The organism is Terrabacter sp. P2_E3, from assembly GCF_056403915.1.
In genome coordinates, this window is record NZ_JBFUEN010000001.1 from 69,706 (window position 1) to 93,652 (window position 23,947).

At 72.1% G+C, this 23,947-nt stretch carries 21 protein-coding genes; 18 read left to right on the forward strand and 3 right to left on the reverse strand.

Features of this window, described 5'->3' with window-relative positions:
- The first annotated feature begins 17 nt into the window (after positions 1 to 17).
- From AC1DW8_RS00330 to AC1DW8_RS00340, 3 genes are read left to right on the forward strand one after another with little or no spacing between them, the layout of a single operon-like run.
- Positions 18 to 1,313 carry an acetyl-CoA C-acetyltransferase gene (locus AC1DW8_RS00330; protein WP_056777258.1) on the forward strand — a complete coding sequence of 432 codons (1,296 nt, stop codon included), beginning with the start codon at positions 18 to 20 and terminating at the stop codon, positions 1,311 to 1,313.
- Between the two features lie 2 nt (positions 1,314 to 1,315).
- Positions 1,316 to 2,635 carry a 3-oxoacyl-ACP reductase gene (locus AC1DW8_RS00335; RefSeq protein ID WP_478091426.1) on the forward strand — a complete coding sequence of 440 codons (1,320 nt, stop codon included), beginning with the start codon at positions 1,316 to 1,318 and terminating at the stop codon, positions 2,633 to 2,635.
- A gap of 7 nt (positions 2,636 to 2,642) precedes the next feature.
- Complete coding sequence (locus AC1DW8_RS00340; protein WP_478091047.1) at positions 2,643 to 3,500, forward strand: MaoC family dehydratase; 858 nt, start codon at positions 2,643 to 2,645, stop codon at positions 3,498 to 3,500.
- A gap of 16 nt (positions 3,501 to 3,516) precedes the next feature.
- Here AC1DW8_RS00340 and AC1DW8_RS00345 read toward each other — a convergent pair whose 3' ends face one another.
- On the reverse strand, positions 3,517 to 4,449 hold the full coding sequence (locus AC1DW8_RS00345; protein WP_478091049.1) for a hypothetical protein: 933 nt from the start codon (positions 4,447 to 4,449) through the stop codon (positions 3,517 to 3,519).
- Positions 4,450 to 5,388, reverse strand: coding sequence for a GCN5 family acetyltransferase (locus AC1DW8_RS00350; RefSeq protein WP_478091051.1), 939 nt, complete (start codon positions 5,386 to 5,388; stop codon positions 4,450 to 4,452).
- A gap of 229 nt (positions 5,389 to 5,617) precedes the next feature.
- Between AC1DW8_RS00350 and thrS the strand changes: the two genes are divergently transcribed.
- The 9 genes from thrS (at position 5,618) to AC1DW8_RS00395 (ending at position 17,878) form a co-directional block, all read left to right on the forward strand.
- Positions 5,618 to 7,603 carry a threonine--tRNA ligase gene (thrS, locus tag AC1DW8_RS00355; protein ID WP_442296224.1) on the forward strand — a complete coding sequence of 662 codons (1,986 nt, stop codon included), beginning with the start codon at positions 5,618 to 5,620 and terminating at the stop codon, positions 7,601 to 7,603.
- 196 nt (positions 7,604 to 7,799) lie between these two features.
- Complete coding sequence (locus AC1DW8_RS00360) at positions 7,800 to 11,084, forward strand: GH92 family glycosyl hydrolase (RefSeq protein ID WP_478091053.1); 3,285 nt, start codon at positions 7,800 to 7,802, stop codon at positions 11,082 to 11,084.
- A gap of 466 nt (positions 11,085 to 11,550) precedes the next feature.
- On the forward strand, positions 11,551 to 12,144 hold the full coding sequence (locus tag AC1DW8_RS00365; protein ID WP_056825356.1) for an HIT family protein: 594 nt from the start codon (positions 11,551 to 11,553) through the stop codon (positions 12,142 to 12,144).
- Between the two features lie 93 nt (positions 12,145 to 12,237).
- Positions 12,238 to 12,861 (forward strand): phosphatidylinositol phosphate synthase, encoded by a 624-nt coding sequence (gene pgsA, locus AC1DW8_RS00370; protein WP_020144318.1) that lies wholly within the window; start codon positions 12,238 to 12,240, stop codon positions 12,859 to 12,861.
- Positions 12,858 to 13,877, forward strand: a complete 1,020-nt coding sequence (locus AC1DW8_RS00375; RefSeq protein ID WP_478091056.1) for a phosphatidylinositol mannoside acyltransferase — start codon at positions 12,858 to 12,860, stop codon at positions 13,875 to 13,877. Before pgsA ends, AC1DW8_RS00375 begins: the two co-directional genes overlap by 4 nt.
- Complete coding sequence (locus AC1DW8_RS00380; protein ID WP_478091058.1) at positions 13,874 to 15,046, forward strand: glycosyltransferase family 4 protein; 1,173 nt, start codon at positions 13,874 to 13,876, stop codon at positions 15,044 to 15,046. The genes AC1DW8_RS00375 and AC1DW8_RS00380 overlap by 4 nt, the downstream gene beginning before the upstream one ends.
- A complete protein-coding gene (locus AC1DW8_RS00385) occupies positions 15,043 to 15,594 on the forward strand; it encodes a LemA family protein (RefSeq protein ID WP_056777231.1) in 552 nt (183 codons plus the stop codon). Before AC1DW8_RS00380 ends, AC1DW8_RS00385 begins: the two co-directional genes overlap by 4 nt.
- A gap of 101 nt (positions 15,595 to 15,695) precedes the next feature.
- Positions 15,696 to 16,634, forward strand: coding sequence for a pyridoxal 5'-phosphate synthase lyase subunit PdxS (gene pdxS, locus AC1DW8_RS00390; protein WP_056825361.1), 939 nt, complete (start codon positions 15,696 to 15,698; stop codon positions 16,632 to 16,634).
- A gap of 224 nt (positions 16,635 to 16,858) precedes the next feature.
- A complete protein-coding gene (locus tag AC1DW8_RS00395; protein ID WP_478091061.1) occupies positions 16,859 to 17,878 on the forward strand; it encodes a DUF4037 domain-containing protein in 1,020 nt (339 codons plus the stop codon).
- A 30-nt stretch (positions 17,879 to 17,908) separates the two neighbouring features.
- Here the strand turns inward: AC1DW8_RS00395 and kynU are convergent, their stop codons facing one another.
- A complete protein-coding gene (gene kynU / locus AC1DW8_RS00400) occupies positions 17,909 to 19,162 on the reverse strand; it encodes a kynureninase (RefSeq protein ID WP_478091065.1) in 1,254 nt (417 codons plus the stop codon).
- Between the two features lie 184 nt (positions 19,163 to 19,346).
- On the opposite strand from kynU, the gene pdxT reads away from it, so the two are divergent.
- From pdxT to yajC, 6 genes are all read left to right on the forward strand, one after another.
- Complete coding sequence (gene pdxT, locus AC1DW8_RS00405) at positions 19,347 to 20,042, forward strand: pyridoxal 5'-phosphate synthase glutaminase subunit PdxT (RefSeq protein ID WP_478091428.1); 696 nt, start codon at positions 19,347 to 19,349, stop codon at positions 20,040 to 20,042.
- A complete protein-coding gene (locus tag AC1DW8_RS00410; RefSeq protein WP_056756635.1) occupies positions 20,039 to 20,800 on the forward strand; it encodes a YebC/PmpR family DNA-binding transcriptional regulator in 762 nt (253 codons plus the stop codon). The genes pdxT and AC1DW8_RS00410 overlap by 4 nt, the downstream gene beginning before the upstream one ends.
- Positions 20,801 to 20,946: 146 nt before the next feature.
- Positions 20,947 to 21,603, forward strand: a complete 657-nt coding sequence (gene ruvC, locus AC1DW8_RS00415; RefSeq protein WP_056777220.1) for a crossover junction endodeoxyribonuclease RuvC — start codon at positions 20,947 to 20,949, stop codon at positions 21,601 to 21,603.
- Complete coding sequence (gene ruvA, locus AC1DW8_RS00420) at positions 21,600 to 22,202, forward strand: Holliday junction branch migration protein RuvA (RefSeq protein WP_056777218.1); 603 nt, start codon at positions 21,600 to 21,602, stop codon at positions 22,200 to 22,202. The genes ruvC and ruvA overlap by 4 nt, the downstream gene beginning before the upstream one ends.
- Positions 22,199 to 23,335: a Holliday junction branch migration DNA helicase RuvB gene (ruvB, locus tag AC1DW8_RS00425; RefSeq protein WP_056825368.1), complete on the forward strand. Its 1,137-nt coding sequence runs from the start codon at positions 22,199 to 22,201 to the stop codon at positions 23,333 to 23,335. The genes ruvA and ruvB overlap by 4 nt, the downstream gene beginning before the upstream one ends.
- 245 nt (positions 23,336 to 23,580) lie before the next feature.
- On the forward strand, positions 23,581 to 23,943 hold the full coding sequence (yajC, locus tag AC1DW8_RS00430; protein WP_478091070.1) for a preprotein translocase subunit YajC: 363 nt from the start codon (positions 23,581 to 23,583) through the stop codon (positions 23,941 to 23,943).
- Positions 23,944 to 23,947: the final 4 nt, after the last annotated feature.

Below are 23,947 nucleotides of genomic sequence, written 5' to 3' on the forward strand. Positions count from 1 at the left end.
GACAGCAGGAGAGACCCATGGCTTCCCAGTCCAGCCCACGCGCGCCGCGTCGAGTCGCGGTCCTCGGGGGCAACCGCATCCCCTTCGCCCGGTCCAACGGCCCCTACGCCAAGGCGTCCAACCAGGACATGCTGACCGCGACCGTCGACGGACTCGTGGCCCGCTTCGGGCTCGCGGGGGAGCGGCTCGGCGAGGTCGTGGCCGGCGCGGTCCTCAAGCACAGCCGCGACTTCAACCTCACCCGTGAGACCGTGCTCGGCACCCGCCTCGACCCCGCCACCCCGGCCTACGACGTCCAGCAGGCCTGCGGCACCGGGCTCGAGGCGGCCGTCCTCGTCGCCAACAAGATCGCGCTCGGACAGGTCGACGCCGGCATCGCCGGTGGCGTCGACAGCGCCAGCGACGCCCCCATCGCCGTGAGCGAGGGCCTGCGGCAGACGCTCCTCGCCGTCAACCGCGGGCGGTCCGCCGGGGAGCGCGCGAAGGCGCTCACGGGCCTGCGTCCGGGTCACCTCGTGCCGGCCATCCCCGAGAACGTCGAGCCGCGCACCGGGCTCTCGATGGGTGAGCACATGGCGCTGACCGCCGCGCAGTGGGGCATCACCCGTGAGGCTCAGGACGAGCTCGCGGCCGCCAGCCACCGGCACCTCGCCGCCGCCTACGAGCGGGGCTTCTTCGACGACCTCGTCACGCCCTACCTCGGCGTCTCGCGCGACACGAACCTCCGCGCCGACTCCACGGTCGAGAAGCTGTCGACCCTCAAGCCGGTCTTCGGCAAGGGCGACGGCGCGACGATGACCGCCGGCAACTCGACCCCCCTGACCGACGGCGCCTCTGCAGTGCTCCTCGCGAGCGAGGAGTGGGCCGCCGAGCACCGGCTGACCCCACTCGCCTGGTTCGTCGACGCCGAGACGGCGGCCGTCGACTACGTCCACGGCGACGAGGGCCTGCTCATGGCCCCGGCGTACGCCGTCCCTCGCCTGCTCGCCCGCAACGGCCTGTCCCTGCAGGACTTCGACTTCTACGAGATCCACGAGGCGTTCGCCGCGACGGTGCTCACGACGCTCAAGGCCTGGGAGGACCCCGACTTCTGTCGGGAGCGCCTCGGCCTCGACGCGCCGCTCGGCTCCATCGACCGCGGCAGGCTCAACGTCAACGGGTCCTCGCTCGCCGCGGGCCACCCCTTCGCCGCGACGGGCGGTCGCATCGTGGCCTCGCTCGCGAAGCAGCTCAAGGAGGCCGGCGGAGGCCGAGGTCTCATCTCCATCTGCGCTGCCGGTGGGCAGGGCGTCGTCGCGATCCTGGAGGCATGAGCATGACCGACCTCTTCACGACCATCGTCAGCTCGCCCGTGGCCCGAAGGGTCGGCGTGCCACAGCCGACCCGGCTGCGCCGCTACGAGCCCGGTATGCCGCTCTGCGAGGGACCGGTGCTCGTCGCGGGCGGCGGGCGGTTCGCCGACGGCATCGCCGCCTGGCTCGGGGGTGAGGGGGTGGGCGCGGTGTCCACGCTGCCCGACTCGGGCGACAAGGTCGGGGCCGTGGTGCTCGACCTCAGCGCCGCCACCGACCCGGCCGAGCTCGACCAGCTGCGCCTGCTCGGCGCCCCCGCGGTCAAGGCGCTCAGGCGCAACGGTCGCGTCGTGGTCATCGGCACGGACCCGGCGACGCTGACGGACGTCGCCGAGGTGACGACCCAACGTGCCCTCGAGGGCGCCGTGCGCTCCATCGGCAAGGAGCTGCGTTCGGGAGCGACGGCGAACCTCGTTCTCGCGCAGGGGGATGCACGCGACGGCGTGAGATCCGCCGTCGAGTTCTTCCTGTCCGGACGCTCGGCCTACGTCGACGGCCAGGTGGTCCGGGTCGACGAGTCCACGAGCGGCGACGTCGACGCGCTGCGACCGCTCGACGGCAAGGTGGCCGTCGTGACCGGCGCCGCACGAGGCATCGGTGCCGAGATCGCCCGCGTGCTGGCCCGTGACGGCGCGACGGTCGTCGCCGTCGACGTCCCGTCGGCCGGGGATGCGCTGGCCAAGGTGGCCAACGAAGTCAGGGGCACGGCGCTCCAGCTCGACGTCACGGCGGACGATGCGGGCTCCCGCATCGTCGAGCACGCCACGACGCGGCACGGCGGCCTCGACGTCGTCGTGCACAACGCCGGCATCACGCGCGACAAGCTCTTCGTCAACATGGACGACGACCGCTGGCGCAGCGTCATGGAGGTCAACCTCCGCTCGGTCCTGCGGATGAACGACGCGATCCTGGGCGAGGGCGGACTCGCCGACGGCGGCCGCATCGTCTGCGTCGCCTCGATCGCGGGCATCGCCGGCAACCGCGGCCAGACGAACTACGGCGCGAGCAAGGCCGGTGTCATCGGCCTCGTCACCGCGCTCTCGCGCCAGGTCGCGGGCCGCGGGATCACGGTCAACGCCGTCGCGCCCGGCTTCATCGAGACGGAGATGACGGCACGGATCCCTTTCGCCACGAGGGAGATCGGGCGCCGGATGAACTCCCTCCAGCAGGGAGGGCACCCGAAGGACGTCGCCGAGACCATCGCCTGGTTCGCCCAGCCCGGGTCCGCCGCCGTCACGGGGCAGGTGGTCCGCGTCTGCGGCCAGAGCCTGCTCGGGGCGTGAGCGCCCCATGACCAAGGAGATCACCCTCGACGCGGCGCCCGACCTGCGCCGCATCTACGCCACGGCCGCGCTCCGCAGGGGCAACGCGAGCGACACGCTGCCCGACGTCCGCTGGTCACGGGCCGGCATACGCGTCGACGTCGACGACCTCGTCGCCTACGCCCACGTGTGCCGTTTCCCGGTGTCCGGCACGTTGCCGCCCACCTACCCGCACCTCGTCGCGTTCCCGCTCCAGATGGCGGTCATGAGCGGCGACCGCTTCCCCCTGCCGCTGCTCGGTGCCGTCCACGTCGAGAACCGCATCGAGGCACTGCGACCCGTCCAGCTCGACGAGCCGCTGGACGTCTCGGTCTGGGCGCAGGACCTCCGACCTCACCGCCGCGGCCGGCAGGTCGACCTCGTGTCCGAGGTCGGGGTGCGGGGCGAGGTCGTGTGGCGCGGTGTGAGCACCTACCTCTCACGCGGGGCCGAGCACCCCGACGCCGAGCCGTCCGAACCACCGTCGACCGACCCGCTCGCTGCCGTCACGACGGGGCCGCTGTGGCGCTTGGGCGAGGGCACGGGACGGGCGTATGCCGCCGTGTCGGGTGACTGGAACCCCATCCACGTGCACGCGCTGACGGCCAAGCCGCTCGGTTTCCCGAGCGCCATCGCCCACGGGATGTACTCCTACGCCAGGGTGCTCGCCGCACTCGGACCGCGACTGCCGGAGGCCGGGCTCACGAGCCGCGTGTGGTTCCGCAAGCCGGTGCGGCTGCCGTCGTCGGTGCGACTGCGCACGGCGTTCGAGGCGTCGCGCACGCTCTCGGTCCTCGAGCACGCCAAGGGCGAGATCGAGCACGCCATCGTCGAGAACACCTGGTGACCGGCGACGGCGCAGCTCACGGCGCCGCGCACCGTGAGGCGTCGGCGGCGAGGTCCTGGACGAGTCGGTACACCCCGCTCTGCACGACGTAGCCCAGCTCGGCGTTGATCCGGCGGATCCCGGCGTTGTGCTCCTCGTTGTTCGTCCGGGCCTTCGTCGCGCCTGCCCCGGTCGCGGCCACGTGCGCCTGCTGCTTGACGAGGCGCATGAGGCCGCGACCCCGGAACGTGGGGTCGATGCCGCTGTAGGCGATGAAGAGCTCGCCTGCGCTGACCGTCCCGTAGGAGATCCCGGCGGGGGTACCGTCGACGCGCGCGACGACGCAGATCGGGATGTCGCCGTTCGTCGTCATCGTGCGGAACTTCTCGAGCGTCATGACGAAGCCGACCGCCGCCTCGGGGTTGGTCTGGCTCGCCCGGAGCATGGCCTCGACCGCGCCCTCGTCGTCGAACTCGAGGTCAGGGACCTCCTCGAGGTCGACCCCTGCCGGCACGACGGGGGCCTCGGGCGGGTGCTCGACGAGGTCGAGGGCCGAGTCGATGGCGTGCTCCTCGACGCCGAAACCCCAGTGGCGGACGATCTCGAGCGACCTCGGCTCGTCGTCGTAGACCCCTCCGCCGAGCCGTCGGGTCGTGTCCGGGACGTGGGGGAGCAGGAACCGGCGCAGGGCGCTTCCCACACCGTGGCCCTCGTGGTCACGGGGGACGACGACCCGGAGCATCGACCTGTCCGGCGGTGCGAACGTGGGCCGGAGCGACAGGCCCACACCGAGCAGGTGCTCGTCGTCGTCCCTCGCGACGGCCACGACGAGATGGGTGAACACCTCGGGCGACTCGAACGGCCAGGTCACCTCGGCCCTCGTCAGGTGCTGCAGCCGAGCGCCGACGAGCTCGATGACGTCCTGGTGGGCAGCGGGCGACGCCAGCGTCACGGTGACGGACGTGGTCATCTAGGCCCCCGGCCGCCAGACCCAGTTGCGGCGGTCGTAGACCTCGACGAAGCCAGAGCGCAGCATGTTGTGGAGCGACGGGTTGTGGGCTCCCTCGAGCTCCTGCCACGTCTCCGCGCTCATCCACGTGCAGCCGGCCGCGCGAGCCGCCTCGACCCGCAGCTGCATGAAGGCCGACTGGGCACCACGGCCGCGCGCCTCGGAAAGCGTCGCCGCCCCGCAGAAGGCAGCCGCGGGTCCCGCGACGTGCAGGTTCGCGGCGGCCACCAGCTCATCCCCGTCCCAGGCGCCGTAGGCGGTGAACCCCGGCCCGCTGCCCCCGGCGGCGGCGAACATCGAGAGCAGGTGCGGCTCGGGCGGCATCCCGAAGCCGCCGGCGAAGACGCGGGCGTACGCCTCGGCGTCCTCGGGGCCGATCGTGCCCACCCGGAGGTCGGTCGTCGACGGGGTCGTCGGCGTGGCCGCCGGCCGGAGCAGCTTGGCCCAGACGGACCCACCCACGATGCCGTGGCGCACGCAGATGTCGTCCCAGTCGGCCGGGAGAGCGGCAGGCGCGACCTGTAGGCAGAGGGCCGGGGCGCCGGCGGACGCGTAGAGGTCGACGAGGTGCGCCACGAGCGAGTCCGTGACCGGCTCGGTGACGCCGAAGCCGAGGGCCTTGTTCCAGTAGCCGCCCGTGGGGTCGTTGGCCATGACGACGGCCACGCCACCGGCGAGGCGTTCGGACCGCATGCCCAGCGCGGCCTTCGCCTCGGCGGGTGCGCCGTCGTGCAGCGCGATCATGAACTCCGCCTCGGCCGTCTCGGCGAGGGCGAGCGCCGTCGCCCGGTCGAGCCCGAGCGACTCCCACCCGGGCACCGGCGGCACCGGCGGCACGGGTGGCTCGGCCGGCTCGGCCGCCTCGGCCGGTGGTGACGGGCTGTCGGTCGTCTGCTCCACGGGCGTCCCCTCCTGTGCCGGGGCGCGCTCCGAGACGGCCGCCCGGCTCACCAGTATCCGCTCGGGAGCCGTCCCGCGAGGCCAGTTCGGGCCAGCCGAGTGGTCCCACGACCAAACCGTGTCGCCCGGTCCCGCGAAGCCTCGATACGCTTGCACGAGCCGCCTGCAGCGGCAGCCCCCACGACCCGCCGCCCGCCGGCGGGTCCCGTTCGAACGAGGAGCACCAACCGTGTCTGCACAGATCACCGTCACCGTCGCCGGAAGCGAGCGAGCGGTAGCGGAGCAGACGACGGCGGGTGAGCTCTTCGAGGGTGACCGCGCCGTCGTCGTCGCGCGCGTCAACGGTCAGCTGCGCGACCTCTTCCACGCCCTCGCCGACGGCGACGTCGTCGAGCCCGTCACGGTCGACAGCGAGGACGGCCTGGCCGTCCTGCGCCACTCGACGGCCCACGTGCTCGCCCAGGCCGTCCAGTCGCTCCACGCCGACGCCAAGCTCGGCATCGGCCCGCCCATCCGTGACGGCTTCTACTACGACTTCGACGTCGAGACCCCGTTCCACCCCGATGACCTCAAGGCCCTCGAGAAGGCCATGCAGAAGATCATCAACGAGGGGCAGACCTTCGAGCGACGCGTCGTCACCGACGCCGACGCGCTCGAGGAGCTCAAGGACGAGCCCTACAAGTGCGAGCTCGTCGGACTCAAGGGCGGCAACGCCGACGAGGCGGCCGAGGGCGCCGGGGTCGAGGTCGGAGCAGGCGAGCTGACCATCTACGACAACATCCGACGTGACGGCACCCGCGCCTGGGGTGACCTGTGCCGCGGCCCGCACATCCCGAGCACCAAGCTCATCGGCAACGCCTTCAAGCTGATGCGCTCGGCGGCTGCCTACTGGCGCGGCTCGGAGAAGAACCCGCAGCTGCAGCGCGTCTACGGCACCGCGTGGCCGACCAAGGACGAGCTCAAGGCCTACCTCGACCGCCTCGCCGAGGCCGAGCGCCGCGACCACCGTCGCATCGGCGCCGAGATGGATCTCTTCAGCTTCCCCGACGAGCTCGGCTCGGGCCTCGTGGTCTTCCACCCCAAGGGCGGCGTCATCAAGCGTGAGATGGAGGACTACGTCCGGCGCCGGCACATCGAGGAGGGCTTCTCCTACGTCGGCACGCCGCACATCAGCAAGGAGGCGCTCTTCCACACCTCCGGGCACCTGCCGTACTACGCCGACACGATGTTCCCGCCGATGGAGCTCGAGGGCGCGAAGTACCAGCTCAAGGCGATGAGCTGCCCCATGCACAACCTCATCTACCAGTCGCGGGGCCGTTCCTACCGCGAGCTGCCGCTGCGCCTCTTCGAGTTCGGCGGCGTCTACCGCTACGAGAAGTCCGGCGTCGTGCACGGCCTGACCCGGGTGCGGGGCATGACGCAGGACGACTCGCACAGCTACGTCACCGCCGAGCAGGCGCCGGCCGAGATCAAGCACCTGCTCGACTTCGTGCTCGGCCTGCTGGGGGACTTCGGCCTCGACGACTTCTACCTCGAGCTGTCGACCCGCGACACCGAGGGCGAGAAGTCCTCGAAGTTCATCGGCTCCGACGAGCAGTGGGAGGCGGCGACCAAGGTTCTCGAGGAGGTCGCCACCGCCTCCGGTCTCGAGCTCGTGCCCGACCCGGGCGGCGCGGCCTTCTACGGTCCGAAGATCTCGGTGCAGGCGCGCGACGCCATCGGCCGCACCTGGCAGATGTCGACGATCCAGTACGACTTCAACCAGCCCGAGCGCTTCGGCCTCGAGTACCAGGCCGCCGACGGGTCGCGCCAGCAGCCGGTCATGATCCACTCGGCGAAGTTCGGCTCGATCGAGCGCTTCCTCGGGGTCCTCGTCGAGCACTACGCCGGCGCCTTCCCGGTCTGGCTCGCACCGGTCCAGGCCCTCGGCGTGCCGGTCGCCGAGGACTACGCCGACTACCTCGGCGAGGTCCTCGACCGCCTGAAGCGCAAGGGAGTCCGCGTCGAGCTCGACGCGAGCGACGACCGCTTCCCGAAGAAGATCCGCAACGCGAGCAAGTCGAAGGTGCCCTTCACGCTCATCGCGGGCGAGGACGACCGCGCCGCCGGCGCCGTCTCGTTCCGCTACCGCGACGGCTCGCAGAAGAACGGCGTGCCGGTCGACGACGCCATCAGCGAGATCCTCGCCGCGATCGAGAGCCGCGCACAGGTCTGAGCGCCGTCCCCGACCGGAGCCACGGACGTATGCCGTCGGGCCGGGTGCCCCTCACCGGGCCCCGGCCCGGCGGCATACGTCCGCTTCTGTCCGATGTCGCACGTCCATCGGACAGGACACCGGCCACCGGTTGACCGTCGCGCCGGTCGTCACGAGTCTCGGGCAGGACATCGTCGTCGCCCGTGAAGGAACCTCCATGCGCACCGTGCTCCGCTCGCTCGGCACCGCCGTCCTCGCCGCCGCCGTCCTCGGCCCCGTCCTGCCCTCCGGGGCGCCACCCGCGGCGGCCGCTCCGGCCGAGCGGCTCGTCGACGCGGTCAACCCGTTCATCGGCACCCAGGACAACGGCAACACCTTCCCGGGGGCCAGCGCCCCGTTCGGGATGGTGCAGGTGAGTCCCGACACCGGGGGAGAGGGGGGCTACGACCACTCCCAGGGCTCGATCTACGGCTTCAGCCAGACCCACCTGTCGGGCGTCGGATGCCCGGTGGTCGGCGAGCTGCCGGTGATGCCGACGACCGGCTCCGTGACGAGCGTGGACCCGGACCGCTACCGGTCCACCTACAGCCACGCCGACGAGGAGGCCGAGCCCGGCTACTACCGCGTCGGTCTGGCGACCCACGGAGTCCAGGCCGAGCTGACCGCCACCGACCGCACCGGCTGGCAGCGCTACACGTTCCCGGCCGACAAGCAGCCGAACGTCCTGCTCAACACCGGCAAGGCCAACATGCGCGTCTTCGACTCCGAGGTGCACGTCGTCGGTGACCGGGTCGTCGAGGGCCGGATCCACGACGGCAACTTCTGCGCGGGCAAGGACGAGCACACCGTGTGGTTCCGTGCCGAGTTCGACCGCCCGTTCAGCTCGTTCGGCACGTGGAGCGGGTCGACGCTGACCTCGGGCGCCCGGGACGCCTCGACGAAGGACGGCGGCAACGGCGCCGCGGTCACCTTCCCGACCGGCACGACGTCGGTGACGATGAAGGTCGCCCTCAGCTACACCGGCCCCGAGGGCGCGCGGACCAACCTGACCAGCGAGACCGGTGACTCGTTCGACTTCGACGCCACCCGAGCCGCGCTCGGGCAGCGGTGGGAGTCCGAGCTCGACAAGGCGCGCGTGACCGGCGGCACGAGCGAGCGCCGCACCGCCTACTACACCGCGCTCTACCACTCGCTCATGCACCCGAACCTCGCGTCCGACGTCGACGGTCGCTATCACGGCTGGGACGGGAAGAACCATGTGGCGCAGGGCTACACGCCGCGCCAGAACTTCTCGCTGTGGGACACCTACCGCCCGCAGAACCAGCTGCTCGAGGTCCTGGCGCCCGACGTGGCCCGCGACTCGTACCTGTCCGTGCTCGCCATCGGTCGCGAGGGCGGGTGGCTGCCCCGTTGGGCGCTCGTCAACAGCGAGACCAACATCATGACCGGCGACCCCGTCACCCCGTTCCTCGTCGAGGGCTGGAGCAAGGGCTTCCTCGCCGGCCACGAGGCGGAGGCGTACGCGCTGCTCAAGCAGAACGCGACCGAGCGCCCGCCGGCCGACAGCCAGTCCAACGGCCGCGCCGGGCAGCACTGGTACGAGAAGCTCGGCTACATCCCGTTCGGTCTGGACGTGGGCACCGACTGCGTGTCGCACGGCGGGGACAACGACTGCGCCCACCCGGCCTCGGCGACGATGGAGTACTCCGCCGCCGACGCGTCACTCGCGCTGATGGCCAAGGGACTGGGCCACACCGCCGACACGGCGATGCTCACCGAGCGCAGCGGCTGGTACCGCAACCTCTGGGACGCCGGGACGCAGACGTTCCGCCCACGCCTGGCCGACGGGACGTGGCTCGACCCGTACGACCCCGTCGAGGCGTCCCACGCCTTCCACGAGGGCGGCTCGTACCAGTACCAGTGGCTCGTCCCGCAGGACCCGGCCGGCCTGACCCGCCTCATGGGTGGTCGGGCGGCGACCGAGAAGCGCCTCGACGACTTCTTCGCCTACCCGAAGCTGCTCACCGACCCGGCCGGCACCGCACGCACCGACTGGATCGAGGCGACCTACGCCTACTACAGCAAGCCCACCTACAACCCGAACAACGAGCCCGACCTGCTCGCGCCGTACGTCTACGCCTGGGTCCAGCAGCCCGCCAAGATCGCGACGGTGGCGCGGGCGGCCTTCACCCTCTTCACCGACGGCCCCGACGGCATGACCGGCAACGACGACCTCGGCACGATGTCGGCGTGGTACGTCTTCTCGTCCTGGGGGCTCTACCCGACGATGAGCGGGTCGAACGTCTTCGTCGTCAGCTCGCCCCAGTTCGAGCGCGTCGACGTCGCCGTCGCCTCACCGACGTCGGTGCGCACCGGACAGGGCGGTCACCTGACGATCACCGCACCCGGTGTCTCCGACGACCGGCGCTACGTCCAGAGCCTCACGGTCGACGGGACGAAGAGCACGAAGAGCTGGGTCGGCTGGGACGCCATCCGACACGGTGGGTCCATCGCGCACACGGTGGGCACGACCCCGAGCCGGTGGGGCACGACGCCGGCCGACGTGCCGCCGTCGGCCGTGCAGGCCGGACGCGACCCGCGCCTGTCGCTCTCGATGGCCGCTCGTCCGAACCCCGTGGTCGTGCCGACCGGGGCGCGTGAGGCCCGCCTCACCGTCGACCTCGTGGGCCAGGCCCCCAAGAGCCTGCCCGTCGACGTGTCCGTGACGGCCCCCGCAGGCTGGACGGCCGACGTGGGTTCCGGCGACGAGGGCGCCGCCGTGCTGCACAGCGACGGCGTCCCCGCGAGCGCGACGGTGCCGGTGACCCTGCGCCTCCCCGCCGGCCTGGGGGTGGGGGACCACGAGGTGGTCGTCACCGCCACGGCACCGGGTGTCGATCCCGTGACGCGCACCGTGCCCGTTCAGGTCCGCGAGGCCCTCGACTGCGTCGGCGGCGCACCGGGATGCGCCGTGGACCTGGCGCCGGCCCGCAACCACGACGGCACGGCGACCGTCGCCGCACCGAGCGAGGGCAACTTCGACGGCAGCGGCTGGAGCTACGACGCCGCCCTGCTGCCAACCCCGGGCCCGTGGGTGCACGACGGGACCACGTATGCCGCTCCGGTCACCTCCGGTACGACGCCGAACTTCGTCGAGGGACGCGGTCAGACGCTGCTCGTGCAGGCCGGCAGCCGCTCCACGATCCATCTCGTCGGGTCGACGCACAACGGCGACGTGGGGACGGCCCTGCGCCTGACCTACACGGACGGCAGCGTCCAGTCCGTCCCGGTCGCCCTGACCGACTGGGCCGCGGGCAGCGGGCACAACGGCAACACGGTGGCGATTGCCATGGACCATCGGATCAAGGGCGGTGCGGGTGTCGACGGACCTCCGGTCCAGATCTTCGGCACGGCGGTCGCCGTCGACCCCGCCCGGCAGCTCCAGGCCGTCACCCTGCCCGCCGACGACCGCTTCGAGGTGTACGCCCTGACGCTCCGCTGACGGGTCTGAAGGCCCTCCCGCGGGCGAGGGGGCGGCGTGTCAGGGCGACACGCCGCCCCCTCCGGGTCGCGGTGAAGAAACTGCCGACAAGGGCTTGCGCGCCGACGTCCGCGGGGTTACAAATGAGGAACCGAACCGCTTCGGCGGATCGGTTTCCGAATCGCTTCGGCGAGGACGAACAGAAGGCCCGGGAACTCATACTTCCCGGGCCTTCACCTTCCGTCGCACCGGTCGACCGACGAGTCCGTCGAGACCTGCGCGTCCGAGGATCCCGGCCCTGCGGCTCTCACACCCGCAGGGCTGTTCCCTGTCCGGGTCCTGTCGAGGTCCCGGGTACGACGAAGGCCCTGCGGTCTCACACACCGCAGGGCCGACTCCATTGAACCGAAGCTCGGGCCGATGGGGAAATCGACACGCGGCAGGCGGGTCGTCGCGCGTCGCGGGCGTCGTCCTAGGATCAGTCACCATGACGACGCAGGGGAGTGGCCCGACGCCCACGGGTGGGAGCCCCGCCCCCGAGCCCACTCTCGAGCCGGCGACCGCCTTCGCCCGCGTCGAGGACGGCTTCGAGCGGCTCTGGACCCCGCACCGGATGGCGTACATCCTCGGGGACCGACCCACCGCGGAGGCCGGGCACGGCTGCCCGTTCTGCGCCGCTCCGGGCAAGACGGACGCGGAGGGCCTCATCGTCCACCGCGGCGAGCACTGCTACGTGGTGATGAACCTCTTCCCCTACAACCCGGGCCACGTCCTCGTCTGCCCCTACCGTCACGTCTCCCTCTACGTCGACCTGACCGACGACGAGACGGCCGAGTTCACGGCGCTGACCAAGCAGGCCGTGCGTGCCCTGCAGGCAGCCTCCGAGCCGCACGGCTACAACCTCGGCATGAACCAGGGAGCCGTGGCCGGCGCCGGGGTCGCAGCCCACCTGCACCAGCACGTCGTGCCGCGCTGGAGCGGCGACTCGAACTTCCTGCCCATCGTCGGCCAGACCAAGGCGCTGCCCGTCCTGCTCGAGGACACCCGCGCGCGCCTCGTCGATGCCTGGCCGACCGACTGAGGACCACCGGGCGCGGGCCCGCAGGTCACGGACGCGCCACGGTGCGTGCGCCGGGCCCGAGCACGCCCGACCGGTCAGTACGCTGTCACCACCATGCTCAACAGACTCCTGCGCGCGTCGCTGACCAAGATCCTCGGTCCGATCGCCCACCTGTTCCTCCGCCTCGGGATCAGTCCCGACGTCGTGACGGTCGTCGGCACCCTCGGGGTCTGCGCCGGGGCACTGGCGTTCTTCCCCCGCGGTGAGATCTGGGTCGGCGTGCTCGTCATCACCGCGTTCGTCTTCTCCGACAACGTCGACGGCATCATGGCCCGCGAGTCCGGCCGCTCGAGCAAGTGGGGCGCCTACCTCGACTCCACGCTCGACCGCATCGGCGACGCCGCGATCTTCGGCGGCCTCGTGCTCTTCTACGCCGGCAAGGGCAACAACCAGCTCATGGCCGGCCTCGCGCTCAGCTGCCTCATCCTCGGCAGCGTCGTGTCCTACGCCAAGGCGCGGGCAGAGGGCCTCGGCTACACGGCCAACGTCGGGATCGCCGAACGCGCCGACCGGCTCGTCGCCGTTCTCGTCGCGGCCTTCTTCGCCGACCTCTTCAACTCGACGATCCTGCTCGGCGTCGTCCTGGGCCTGCTCGCCGTCGCCAGCCTCGTCACCGTCCTCCAGCGGATGCTGACGGTGCGTCGGCAGGCCCTCGCCTCCGGCGAGGTGGGCGCGTGAGCGACCTCGCACGCCGCGCCACCGACACCGTCAGCGTGCTCGGCTTCAAGCTCGGGTGGTCCGTCGTCCGCGCCCTCCCGGAGCGCGCGGCATACGCCCTCTTCGACCGGGTGGCCGCCATCTCCGTCCGGCGCGGTGGGAAGGGCATCGACCGGCTGCGGTCGAACTACCGTCGGGTGCGGCCCGAGCTGTCCGACGCCGACCTCGACTCCCTGGTGCGTCAGGGGATGCGCTCCTACATGCGCTACTACTGCGAGGCGTTCCGGCTCCCGTCCCTGACCCGGGCCCAGATCGACGGGGCGGTCGTCGTCCGTGGCGACGCCGAGATCCGCGAGCTGTGCGCGCGCGGCGACGCCGGGGTCGTCTTCGTCGGCCACCTCGGCAACTTCGACCTCGCCGCGGCCTGGTCCGCCGGCAGCCTCATGCCGGTGACGACCGTCGCCGAGCGGCTCAAGCCCGAAGAGGTCTTTCAGGAGTTCGTCGCGTTCCGGCGCAGCATCGACATGGACATCATCCCGCTCACCGGCGGGGACGACCCCTTCCACGGGCTGCTCGACGCGACACGGAGCGGCGGGAGGCTCATCGCCCTGGCCGCCGACCGCGACCTCACCAACGGCGGTGTCGAGGTCGACCTCCTCGGCCACCGCGCGCGGATGGCCAAGGGGCCGGCCGTCCTGTCGCTCATGACCGGTGCACCGCTCTTCGCGGCCCGGATCTGGTACGAACCCGCTCCCGCTGGCTCCGGCCTCGGCGGCCACCGCACGGTCATCGAGTTCAGCAACCGCCTCGTGCCCCGTGTCGAGGGCACGACGGCGGTCAAGGCGGCCGACCTCATCCAGCAGTGCGCCGACCACGTCGCCGTCGCGATCCGCGAGCACACGTCGAGCTGGCACATGCTCCAGCGGGTCTTCGTCGACGACCTCGACGCCCCTGCGGCGTCCTCGGACGCCGCCGCGCAGACCTCCGCGATGACCTCCGCGCAGCCGGCGCAGCCGACGACGGGACGCACGACGTGAGGATCGGGATCGTCTGCCCGTACTCGTTCGACGTCCCGGGCGGGGTGCAGTTCCACGTGCGCGACCTCGCCGAGCACCTCATCGGCCAGGGGCACGACGTGTCGGTACTCGCGCCGGCCGACAGCGAGACCGAGCTGCCCGACTACGTCACGTCGGCCGGCCGGGCCACCGCCGTGCGCTACAACGGCTCCGTCGCCCGTCTCAACTTCGGCCCCGTCACGGCGTCCAAGGTCGGCAAGTGGCTCGACGCCGGCCAGTTCGACGTGCTCCACCTCCACGAGCCGGTCACCCCCAGTGTCAGCGTGCTCGCACTCATGGCGGCCGAGGGACCCATCGTCGCGACCTTCCACACCTCGATGCTGCGGTCGCGGACGATGCAGACGGCCTACCCGATCATCCGACCGAGCCTCGAGAAGATCGCCGGCCGCATCGCCGTGAGCGAGGACGCCCGCCGGACGGTCACGACCCACGTCGGCGGCGATGCGGTCGTCATCCCCAACGGCGTCTACGTCGACCGGTTCGCGAGCGCCCCGCGGCGCTCGGCGTGGATGGGCGCGCCCGCATCGCCGACGATCGCCTTCCTCGGCCGGATGGGGGAGCCGCGCAAGGGACTCCCGGTGCTCGCGGCTGCCCTGCCCGAGATCCTCCGCTCGGTCCCGGGACTCCGCGTCCTCGTCGCCGGGCCCGGTGACCCCGAGGAGGTCACCGAGGGCTGGCCCCCCGAGGTCGTCGCCGCGTGCGAGTTCCTCGGCTCCGTCTCCGACGACGACAAGGCGTCGCTGCTCGCGTCGGTCGACGTCTACGTCGCGCCCAACACCGGGGGAGAGAGCTTCGGCATCATCCTCATCGAGGCGATGAGTGCCGGCGCCTGCGTCCTCGCCAGCGACCTCTCGGCGTTCTCCCGCGTGCTCGACGGCGGCACGGCCGGCGCGATGTTCGCCAACGAGCAGCCCGACGACCTCGCGCGCACGCTCGTCGACCTGCTGCGACGACCCGAGCGTCGTGCCGAGCTCGCCGCCGCCGGCCAGCACCGGGCCCGGCTCTTCGACTGGTCGGTCGTCGCCGACGAGATCCTCGCCGTCTACGAGACCGTCATCGAGGGCGTCGCGGCCGCGCACCTCGAGCCGCAGGGACGCTGGAACCGCTTCCTGCGCGGGGGTGCGCGGTGAGCGAGGTCCTCTCGTGGGTCTTCGCGATCCTCTTCGTCCTCGTCGTCATCGCCTGGTACCTCTCCTACACGGCGGCCCGCCTCGACCGGCTCCACGTCCGCCTCAGCGGCACCCTCGCCGCCCTCGACGCCCGGCTGGTTCGCCGGGCCGAGGCGGCCGTCGAGCTGGCCAACAGCGGGCTCCTCGACGGTGCGACCGCGCTCATCCTGGCCAACGCCGCGGCGGAGTCCCTCGAGGCGCCGTCGGAGCACGGCGACGCCCGCGAGCTCGCCGAGAACGACCTCACCGAGGCCCTCGAGCTCGCCCTCACCCCGCAGGCCGTCAGCACGCTGCGCTCGACGGCCCTGGGGCAGGACGTGCTCGCCCGGCTCTCCTCGGCCTGCACCCGCGTGCAGCTGGCGCGACGCTTCCACAACGACGCCGTCACCGACGTCCGCCGGGTGCGGCGCAAGTGGACCATCCGCATGTTCCACCTCGCGGGCTACACCCCGATGCCGCACACCATCGAGTTCAACGACGACTCGCCGGAGCACCTCGCCCTCGTGTGACCGGCCCCACGCGCAGGACCGCGGACCGCGTCGTCCGCACCTCTCGCGGGGGCCTACGCTTTGAGGCACACCGAACCCAGATCACGGGAAAGCAGGACATCGTGAGCACCACCCCGACCTCGGGCAGCACGCCCGCGGCTGACCAGCAGAGCGGCACGAGCCACACCGGCACGACGCGCGTGAAGCGCGGCATGGCCGAGATGCTCAAGGGCGGCGTCATCATGGACGTCGTCACGGCCGAGCAGGCCAAGATCGCCGAGGACGCCGGCGCCGTCGCCGTCATGGCCCTCGAGCGGGTCCCCGCCGACATCCGCGCCCAGGGCGGCGTGTCGCGCATGAGCGACCCCGACATGATCGACGGCATCATCGAGGCCGTCTCGATCCCCGTCATGGCCAAGGCGCGCATCGGCCACTTCGTCGAGGCGCAGGTGCTCCAGAGCCTCGGCGTCGACTACATCGACGAGTCCGAGGTGCTGACGCCGGCCGACTACGCCAACCACATCGACAAGTGGCAGTTCACCGTGCCCTTCGTCTGTGGTGCGACCAACCTCGGCGAGGCGCTGCGCCGCATCACCGAGGGCGCGGCGATGATCCGCTCCAAGGGTGAGGCCGGTACCGGTGACGTCTCCAACGCGACGACGCACATGCGCACCCTGCGCGCCGAGCTCAACCGCCTTCACTCGATGAGCCCCGACGAGCTCTACGTCGCGGCGAAGGAGCTCCAGGCTCCCTACGAGCTCGTCAAGGAGGTCGCCGAGGCCGGCAAGCTCCCCGTCGTGCTCTTCACGGCCGGTGGCATCGCGACGCCTGCCGACGCCGCGATGATGATGCAGCTCGGCGCCGAGGGTGTCTTCGTCGGCTCGGGCATCTTCAAGTCCGGCAACCCGGCCCAGCGCGCCGAGGCCATCGTCAAGGCCACGACCTTCCACGACGACCCCGACGTCATCGCCAAGGTCTCGCGTGGCCTCGGCGAGGCCATGGTCGGCATCAACGTCGACGAGATCGCCCAGCCGCACCGTCTCTCCGAGCGCGGTTGGTGACCTCCGCACTCCCAGCTCCACGCTGACGTATGCCGCCGTGCCCGACCGGGCGCGGCGGCATACGCCGTCCTGGGCCCCGGTCGGTCCGGCACCGCGGGCCACCCTGACCCGCGTCGCGCAGACCCGAACACACCGAGAAGGTCACAACCCACCGGCGTCGGATCCCGTTGGGTTGTGACCTGCACGGTGTGTTGCGGGGGCTCGGGGCTGGCACGATCGGGTGCGTGAGCGCCACCGGAGCGGAGCTGTCGCGGACCTACTTCGAACGGGTCGTCGAGCCCCTCGTGCGTGACCACTGGCCCGGGATGCCTTGTGCCGCAGCGCGTCTCGGGAGCGGGTCCGACGTCCTCGGGCTCGACGACGCGATGTCGCGCGACCACGACTGGGGCCTGAGGCTCAACCTCCTCGTCCCGGACGACGTCGTCATGGCCGTCGACGACCACCTCGCCGAGCAGCTGCCTGCGTCGTTCGCCGGCCACCCCACCCGGTTCGCGACGACGTGGGACCCGGCTGTGCGCCATCGGGTGCAGGTCGAGACGGCCCGCGACCTCGCCGTCTCGCGCCTCGGCGTCGACCCCACCCGCGACCTGACGGTGGCCGACTGGCTCTCCCTGACGGGCCAGGCCGTCCTCGAGGTCACCGGCGGAGCGGTCTTCGTCGACGACGTGGGCGAGCTGGCCGGCATACGCCAGCGCCTCGCGTGGTGTCCCGACGACGTCTGGCGCCACGTCGTCGCGACCGACTGGGTCCGGCTCGGGCAGGAGCTGCCCTTCGTCGGCCGGACGGGGGAGCGCGGCGACGACCTCGGCTCGCGTGTCGTCGCGGCGCGGCTGGCCGGGATCGCGATGCACCTGGGCCACCTGCTCGAGCGGCGCTGGCCGCCCTACGCCAAGTGGCTCGGCACGAGCTTCGCCCGGCTGCCCCGGTCCGCGGTCACCCTCGAGCCGCTCGAACGGGCGGTGGCATCGCCCGACTGGCGGCAGCGGGAGGACGGTCTCGTCGAGGCGCTGCGGGTGCTGGCCGTGGTCCAGGGCGAGGTCGGGCTGCCCACCGTCGCCGACCCCGTCGAGCCGTTCTGGGACCGGCCCTACCGCGGCGTGCGTGGCGCGGTGGTCGAGGTCCTCGAGGCCAGCGTCACCGATCCGGCCGTGCGGGCACTGCCCCGAGGAGTGGGCTCCGCCGAGCAGTGGAGCGACAACGTCGACGTGCTGACGGACGCCCGTCGACGCCGGCCCACGCGATGACGGGCGCAGCACCATTGACCCGGCGATGCGTCAGGTGACGGCGCCGCGCTCGGCGAACTCGGGACGCTCGAACTCGCGCCCGTCGAGGACCTCCTTGACGTGGACCGCGGCCTGCACCGCGTCCACGTGGGTGACGTAGAGCGGCGCGAAGCCGAGCCGGATGATGTCGGGCTCGCGGAAGTCCCCGATGACACCACGGGCGATGAGGGCCTGCACGACGGCGAACGCCTGGGGGTGGCGCAGGGACACCTGGGACCCGCGGCGCTCCGGCTCGCGCGGCGTCGCCAGCGGGAGGTCGATCCCGAGCGCGTCGAGGGCGTCGATGAAGGTGCCGGTCACGGAGAGCGACGCCGCGCGCACGTCGGCGGGAGAGAGGCCGTCGTAGGCCGTGAGCGCGGCCTCGAGGGCGAGCACCGAGAGCAGGGGCGGGGTCCCGACCCTGGCCCGGGTGATGCCGGGCGCGGGCTCGTAGTCCGGACGCATCTCGAAGGGGTGGGCGTGTCCCTGCCAGCCGGTGAGGGGCTGGTCGAAGTCGTCCTGGTGGCGGGTCGCGACGTAGAGGAAGGCGGGGGCGCCGGGGCCGCCGTTGAGGTACTTGTAGCCGCACCCGACCGCGAGGTCGGCGCCGCCCTCGTCGAGCTCGACCGCGATCACGCCGGCCGAGTGGCAGAGGTCCCAGCAGGCGAGGGCGCCGACGGCGTGGGCGGCCTCGGTCATCGCGCGCAGGTCCCAGAGCTCGCCCGTGCGGTAGTCGACGCTCGAGTAGGAGGCGAGCGCGAGGGCGTCACCGATCTCGGCGATGGCGGCCACGGCGTCGCGCGGGTGGACCCGGCGCACCTCGAGGCCGGCCAGCTCGGCCGCGGACTCGGTCATGTAGAGGTCGGTGGGGAAGGAGTCGGGGTCGGTGATGACGACGCGGCGGCCGGGCCGCAGCCGTCCGGCGCCGATGACCGCCTTGAAGAGGTTGACCGACGTCGAGTCGGTCACGACCACCTGCCCGGGAGCAGCACCGACGAGACGGCCGACGAGGTCGCCGACGCGGGTCTGCGCGCCCCACCAGTCGGCCTCGTTCCACGATCGGATCAAGCGCTCGCCCCACTGGCGGTGCATGACGTCGTCGATGACGGCCGGAACCGCGCTCGGCAGGGCGCCGAGCGAGTTGCCGTCGAGGTAGATGACGTCGTCGGGGAGGGTGAACAGGTCGCGGGTGCCCCGGAGCGGGGAGGCGGCATCGGCCTGCTCGGCGCGGGCGGTCAGGTCGTCGTGGGTGTGCACCGTCGTCATGGCCGCAACGTATCCGGTGGCATCGTGCCGATGTCAGGGCCGCCTCCGCGGACGTCTGGCATCCGAGACGGTTCTCGCAGCCCGACCCGTGGCGCGTCCGTCACGACGAGCGCTCTACGCTGACCCGGTGAGCACCATCAGCACGTTCCCCGGCACGACCGCCGACCCCGCCGCGGACCCCGCCGTGGACCCTGGCGCCGACCGTCGCGCCGAAGGCGTCGGCGTGCCGCGCATCGGCGTCCTCGCCGTCCAGGGCGATGTCCGCGAGCACCTCGCAGCCCTCACCGCGCTCGGCGCCGAGGGCGTCACGGTCCGGCGTCCGGCCGAGGTCGAGGCCATCGACGGCCTCGTCATCCCCGGTGGCGAGTCGACGGTCATGGACAAGCTCGTCCGCGCCTTCGACCTGCGGGAGCCCCTGCTGCGGCGCATCGCCGAGGGCATGCCCGCCTACGGCTCGTGCGCCGGGATGATCATGCTCGCCGACCGCATCGCCGACGCGCGTCCCGACCAGCAGACGCTCGGGGGTCTCGACATCACGGTGCGGCGCAACGCCTTCGGCCGTCAGGTCGAGTCCTTCGAGCAGGACCTCGACTACGCCTGGGGCGACCCCTCGACGACCGGCACGGTGCACGCCGTCTTCATCCGCGCCCCATGGGTCGAGCAGGCAGGTCCGGGCGTCGAGGTCCTCGCCCGCGTCAGCGAGGGCCCGGCCGCCGGTAGGATCGTCGCGGTCCGGCAGGGCAACCTCATGGCCACGTCCTTCCACCCCGAGGTGGGGGCAGACCGCCGGATCCACGCCGAGTTCGTCTCGATCGTCAGAGAGCACCGACTCCAGCAGTCGGGTGCACGCCAGTCACCGGAACGCGAGGACACTGCATGAGCGGCCACTCCAAATGGGCCACCACGAAGCACCAGAAGGCGGCCAAGGACGCCAAGCGCGGCAAGCTCTTCGCCAAGCTCATCAAGAACATCGAGGTCGCGGCCCGTCAGGGTGGCGCCGACCCCACCGGCAACCCGACGCTCTACGACGCCATCCAGAAGGCCAAGAAGACGTCGGTGCCCAACGACAACATCGACCGCGCCGTCAAGCGCGCCTCGGGTGCCGAGGCGGGCGCGGCCGACTGGCAGACGATCATGTACGAGGGCTATGCCCCCAACGGTGTCGCCGTGCTCATCGAGTGCCTCACCGACAACCGCAACCGGGCTGCCGCCGAGGTGCGCACCGCGCTGACCCGCAACGGCGGCCAGCTCGCCGACCCGGGCTCGGTGTCCTACGTCTTCAACCGCAAGGGTGTCGTGACCGTCCTCAAGGACGCCGGCTCCGAGGACGACATCCTCGAAGTGGTGCTCGAGGCGGGTGCCGAGGAGGTCAACGACAACGGTGACACGTGGGAGATCATCTCCGAGGCCACCGACTTCGTCGCGGTCCGCAAGGCGATCCAGGATGCCGGCATCGACTACGAGTCGGCCGAGGCGTCGTTCGTCCCGAACCTCCAGGTCCCGCTCGACCTCGACGGCGCCAAGAAGATGATCCGCGTCATCGAGGCCCTCGAGGACAGCGACGACGTGCAGAACGTCTTCGCCAACGGCGACATCCCCGACGACGTCCTCGCGCAGCTCGACGACGACGAGGACTGACCGCGCCGAGGGCTCGTGCGCCCGAGGTTCGACGAGGAGGCACGCCGAGACCGGCGTGCCTCCCGTCCTTTCGGGGGAGGCCCGTTAGCGTTGTCCCGAACACCTGTTCGGATCGTCCAGAGCCCCACGCCCCAGGGAGGTATGCCGTGCGCGTCCTCGCGGTCGACCCCGGGCTCACCCGCTGCGGCGTCGGCGTGGTCGACGGAGTCCCGGGGCGCAAGCTGTCGCTCGTCGAGGTCGGGGTCATCCGCACGCCGTCCGGCGACCCGACCCCGAAGCGCCTCGTCGCCGTCGAGGACGAGATGCGGCAGTGGTTCGCGCGGCACCGTCCCGAGGCCGTGGCCATCGAGCGCGTCTTCGCCGACACCAACGTCTCCACCGTGATGGGCACCGCTCAGGTGACCGGGATCGTCATGATCATGGCCGAGCGGCTCGGCCTGCCCGTCACCCTCCACACACCCACCGAGGTCAAGGCTGCGGTCAGCGGCAGCGGACGCGCCGACAAGGCGCAGGTGACGACGATGGTGACCCGGCTCCTCGGGCTCGACACCCCGCCCAAGCCCGCCGACGCCGCCGACGCGCTCGCCCTCGCGATCTGCCACGTGTGGCGCGGAGGCACGCAGAGCCGGCTCGAGGAGGCGCGGCTCGAGGTGCTCGCGCGCACGGGCAACCGGGGGAGCGGCATACCCCGCCGGGTCCCACCGGGAGCCGCCCCACCGCTGCAGCGGCTGCGCGCCGCGACCACCCAGCCCACCCGCACCGGCCAGACCGCCCGACCCCACCCTGGAGCCCAGCCCCGATGATCGCCTCGCTCTCCGGCACCGTCCTGAAGGTCGGCCTCGACTCGGTCGTGGTCGGCGTCGGCGGTGTCGGCATGCTCGTCCACACCACTCCGGCCACGGCGACGTCCGTGCGCCTGGGCCAGCCCACCGAGCTCGCCACCAGTCTCGTCGTGCGCGAGGACTCGCTGACGCTCTACGGCTTCGCCACCGACGACGAGAAGCACGTCTTCGAGACCGTCCAGACCGTCTCGGGGGTCGGGCCCCGCCTCGCGCTGGCCGTGCTCGCGGTCCACTCGCCCGACGCCGTCCGGGTCGCGCTGGGCACGGGCGACCTCGTCGCGCTGACCAAGGTCCCGGGCATCGGCAAGAAGGGCGCTGAGCGGATGGTCCTCGAGCTCAAGGACAAGCTCGGCGCCCTGCCGGGCTCGGCCGGCCAGAGCGACCACGTCCACCTCGACGCCGGCGAGGCGTGGCGCGAGCAGGTCCGGGAGGCGCTCGTCGGACTCGGGTGGACCGTGCGCCAGGCCGACGACGCGCTCGACAAGATCGCTCCCCTCGCGGCCGACGGCGCCGGGGTGTCGGCACTGTTGCGGGCCGCCCTGCAGGAGCTCGGCCGATGAGCGTCGACCGCTCCTGGGAGCTCGACACCGGGGCCGAGCCGGACGTCTGGGACGACGGCTCCTTCGACGCGACGGCGCGCATCGTCGACGCGGCCGGCGACACCGACGAGCGACAGGTCGAGGCCGCGCTGCGTCCCAAGCGACTCGACGACTTCCCCGGACAGACCCGGGTCCGCGACCAGCTGGGGCTCGTCCTCAAGGCCGCCAAGCGTCGTGGCACGCCGCCCGACCACGTGCTGCTCTCCGGCCCGCCCGGCCTCGGCAAGACCACCCTGGCGATGATCGTCGCCGGCGAGCTCGAGCAGCCGATCCGCATCACGTCCGGGCCCGCGATCCAGCACGCCGGCGACCTCGCGTCGGTGCTCTCGTCGCTCGCCGAGGGGGAGGTGCTCTTCCTCGACGAGATCCACCGGATGTCGCGCTCGGCCGAGGAGATGCTCTACCTCGCGATGGAGGACTTCCGGGTCGACGTCATCATCGGCAAGGGTCCCGGCGCGACGGCCATCCCGCTCGAGCTGCCGCCCTTCACCGTCGTCGGTGCGACGACGCGTGCCGGGCTGCTGCCCGCGCCGCTGCGCGACCGCTTCGGCTTCACGGGTCACCTCGACTACTACGCCGCGGCCGACCTCGTGACGATCCTGCACCGGTCGGCACGCCTGCTCGGCCTCGACGCCGACGAGGACGGCATCCGCGAGATCGCCCTGCGGTCGCGTGGCACGCCGCGCATCGCCAACCGCCTGCTGCGCCGGGTCCGCGACTGGGCCCAGGTGCACGGCGAGGACCGCGTCACCCACTCCGCGTCGCGTCAGGCGCTCGAGCTGTTCGACGTCGACGAGCGCGGCCTGGACCGCCTCGACCGAGCCGTCCTGGAGGCGCTCTGCCGCCGCTTCAACGGCGGGCCCGTAGGCCTTTCGACCCTCGCCGTCGCCGTGGGCGAGGAGCCCGACACCGTCGAGACGGTCGCCGAGCCCTACCTCGTGCGCGAGGGCTTCATGGTCCGCACCCCCCGTGGCCGGGCCGCCTCGAGCCTCGCTTGGGAGCACCTGGGCCTGACCCCACCGCACGACTCGCAGGCCCTCTGGACCGCCACCCTGCCCATCGACGAGGCCGGCGGCGCGCGATTCGACGCCTGAGGCCGGGCCCGGCGTGGTCGCGCGTCCCGCACCGAGCGCGACCAAAACGTGACCCGCGCACGCTGCGGGACCGTTCCGTCTTGGTCTGACAAACGGCACCGGCGCACGTAGACTCCTGCGGGCACCATCGCCGCTGCCGCGGCACCATCCGGTGCTCCCGGTCGTTGACGCGACAGCCGACCCGATCAACGGGTCGTGGCGCGCCTGCGCGCTGACCGGACGAAGACACGAAGGACTGAGCTGACATGAACAACAACGGGGCCCTCTCGTTGCTGATTTTCGCCCTGCCCCTGCTGCTGCTGGGCTGGCTGTTCTTTTCCCAGAACAAGCGGATGAAGCAGATGCGCAACTTCAGCTCGTCGCTCGAGGTCGGAGACTCGGTCGTCACCTCGTCGGGCATCTACGGCACGATCAAGCACCTCGACGACAGCAGCGCGTGGCTCGAGATCGCCGAGGGCACGACCGTCCGGTTCGACCGGCGAGCCCTGGCGATGAAGCAGGCCGACGTGGCTGCCGCCGACGCGGCAGCCGCTGGTTCGGCCGCCCACGACGCCCCCGTCGACGACGCGCCGGGTGCGAACCCGGGTTCCCACCAGAACGGTCAGTGAGGGT

Excerpts from the sequence above, each read along its gene's own strand:
- AC1DW8_RS00330 (WP_056777258.1), top strand. The coding sequence starts at position 18 with ATGGCTTCCCAGTCCAGCCCACGCGCGCCGCGTCGAGTCGCGGTCCTC.
- AC1DW8_RS00335 (WP_478091426.1), top strand. The coding sequence starts at position 1,316 with ATGACCGACCTCTTCACGACCATCGTCAGCTCGCCCGTGGCCCGAAGG.
- AC1DW8_RS00340 (WP_478091047.1), top strand. The coding sequence starts at position 2,643 with ATGACCAAGGAGATCACCCTCGACGCGGCGCCCGACCTGCGCCGCATC.
- AC1DW8_RS00345 (WP_478091049.1), bottom strand. The coding sequence starts at position 4,449 with ATGACCACGTCCGTCACCGTGACGCTGGCGTCGCCCGCTGCCCACCAG.
- AC1DW8_RS00360 (WP_478091053.1), top strand. The coding sequence starts at position 7,800 with ATGCGCACCGTGCTCCGCTCGCTCGGCACCGCCGTCCTCGCCGCCGCC.
- AC1DW8_RS00365 (WP_056825356.1), top strand. The coding sequence starts at position 11,551 with ATGACGACGCAGGGGAGTGGCCCGACGCCCACGGGTGGGAGCCCCGCC.
- pgsA (WP_020144318.1), top strand. The coding sequence starts at position 12,238 with ATGCTCAACAGACTCCTGCGCGCGTCGCTGACCAAGATCCTCGGTCCG.
- kynU (WP_478091065.1), bottom strand. The coding sequence starts at position 19,162 with ATGACGACGGTGCACACCCACGACGACCTGACCGCCCGCGCCGAGCAG.
- AC1DW8_RS00410 (WP_056756635.1), top strand. The coding sequence starts at position 20,039 with ATGAGCGGCCACTCCAAATGGGCCACCACGAAGCACCAGAAGGCGGCC.
- ruvA (WP_056777218.1), top strand. The coding sequence starts at position 21,600 with ATGATCGCCTCGCTCTCCGGCACCGTCCTGAAGGTCGGCCTCGACTCG.
- ruvB (WP_056825368.1), top strand. The coding sequence starts at position 22,199 with ATGAGCGTCGACCGCTCCTGGGAGCTCGACACCGGGGCCGAGCCGGAC.
- yajC (WP_478091070.1), top strand. The coding sequence starts at position 23,581 with ATGAACAACAACGGGGCCCTCTCGTTGCTGATTTTCGCCCTGCCCCTG.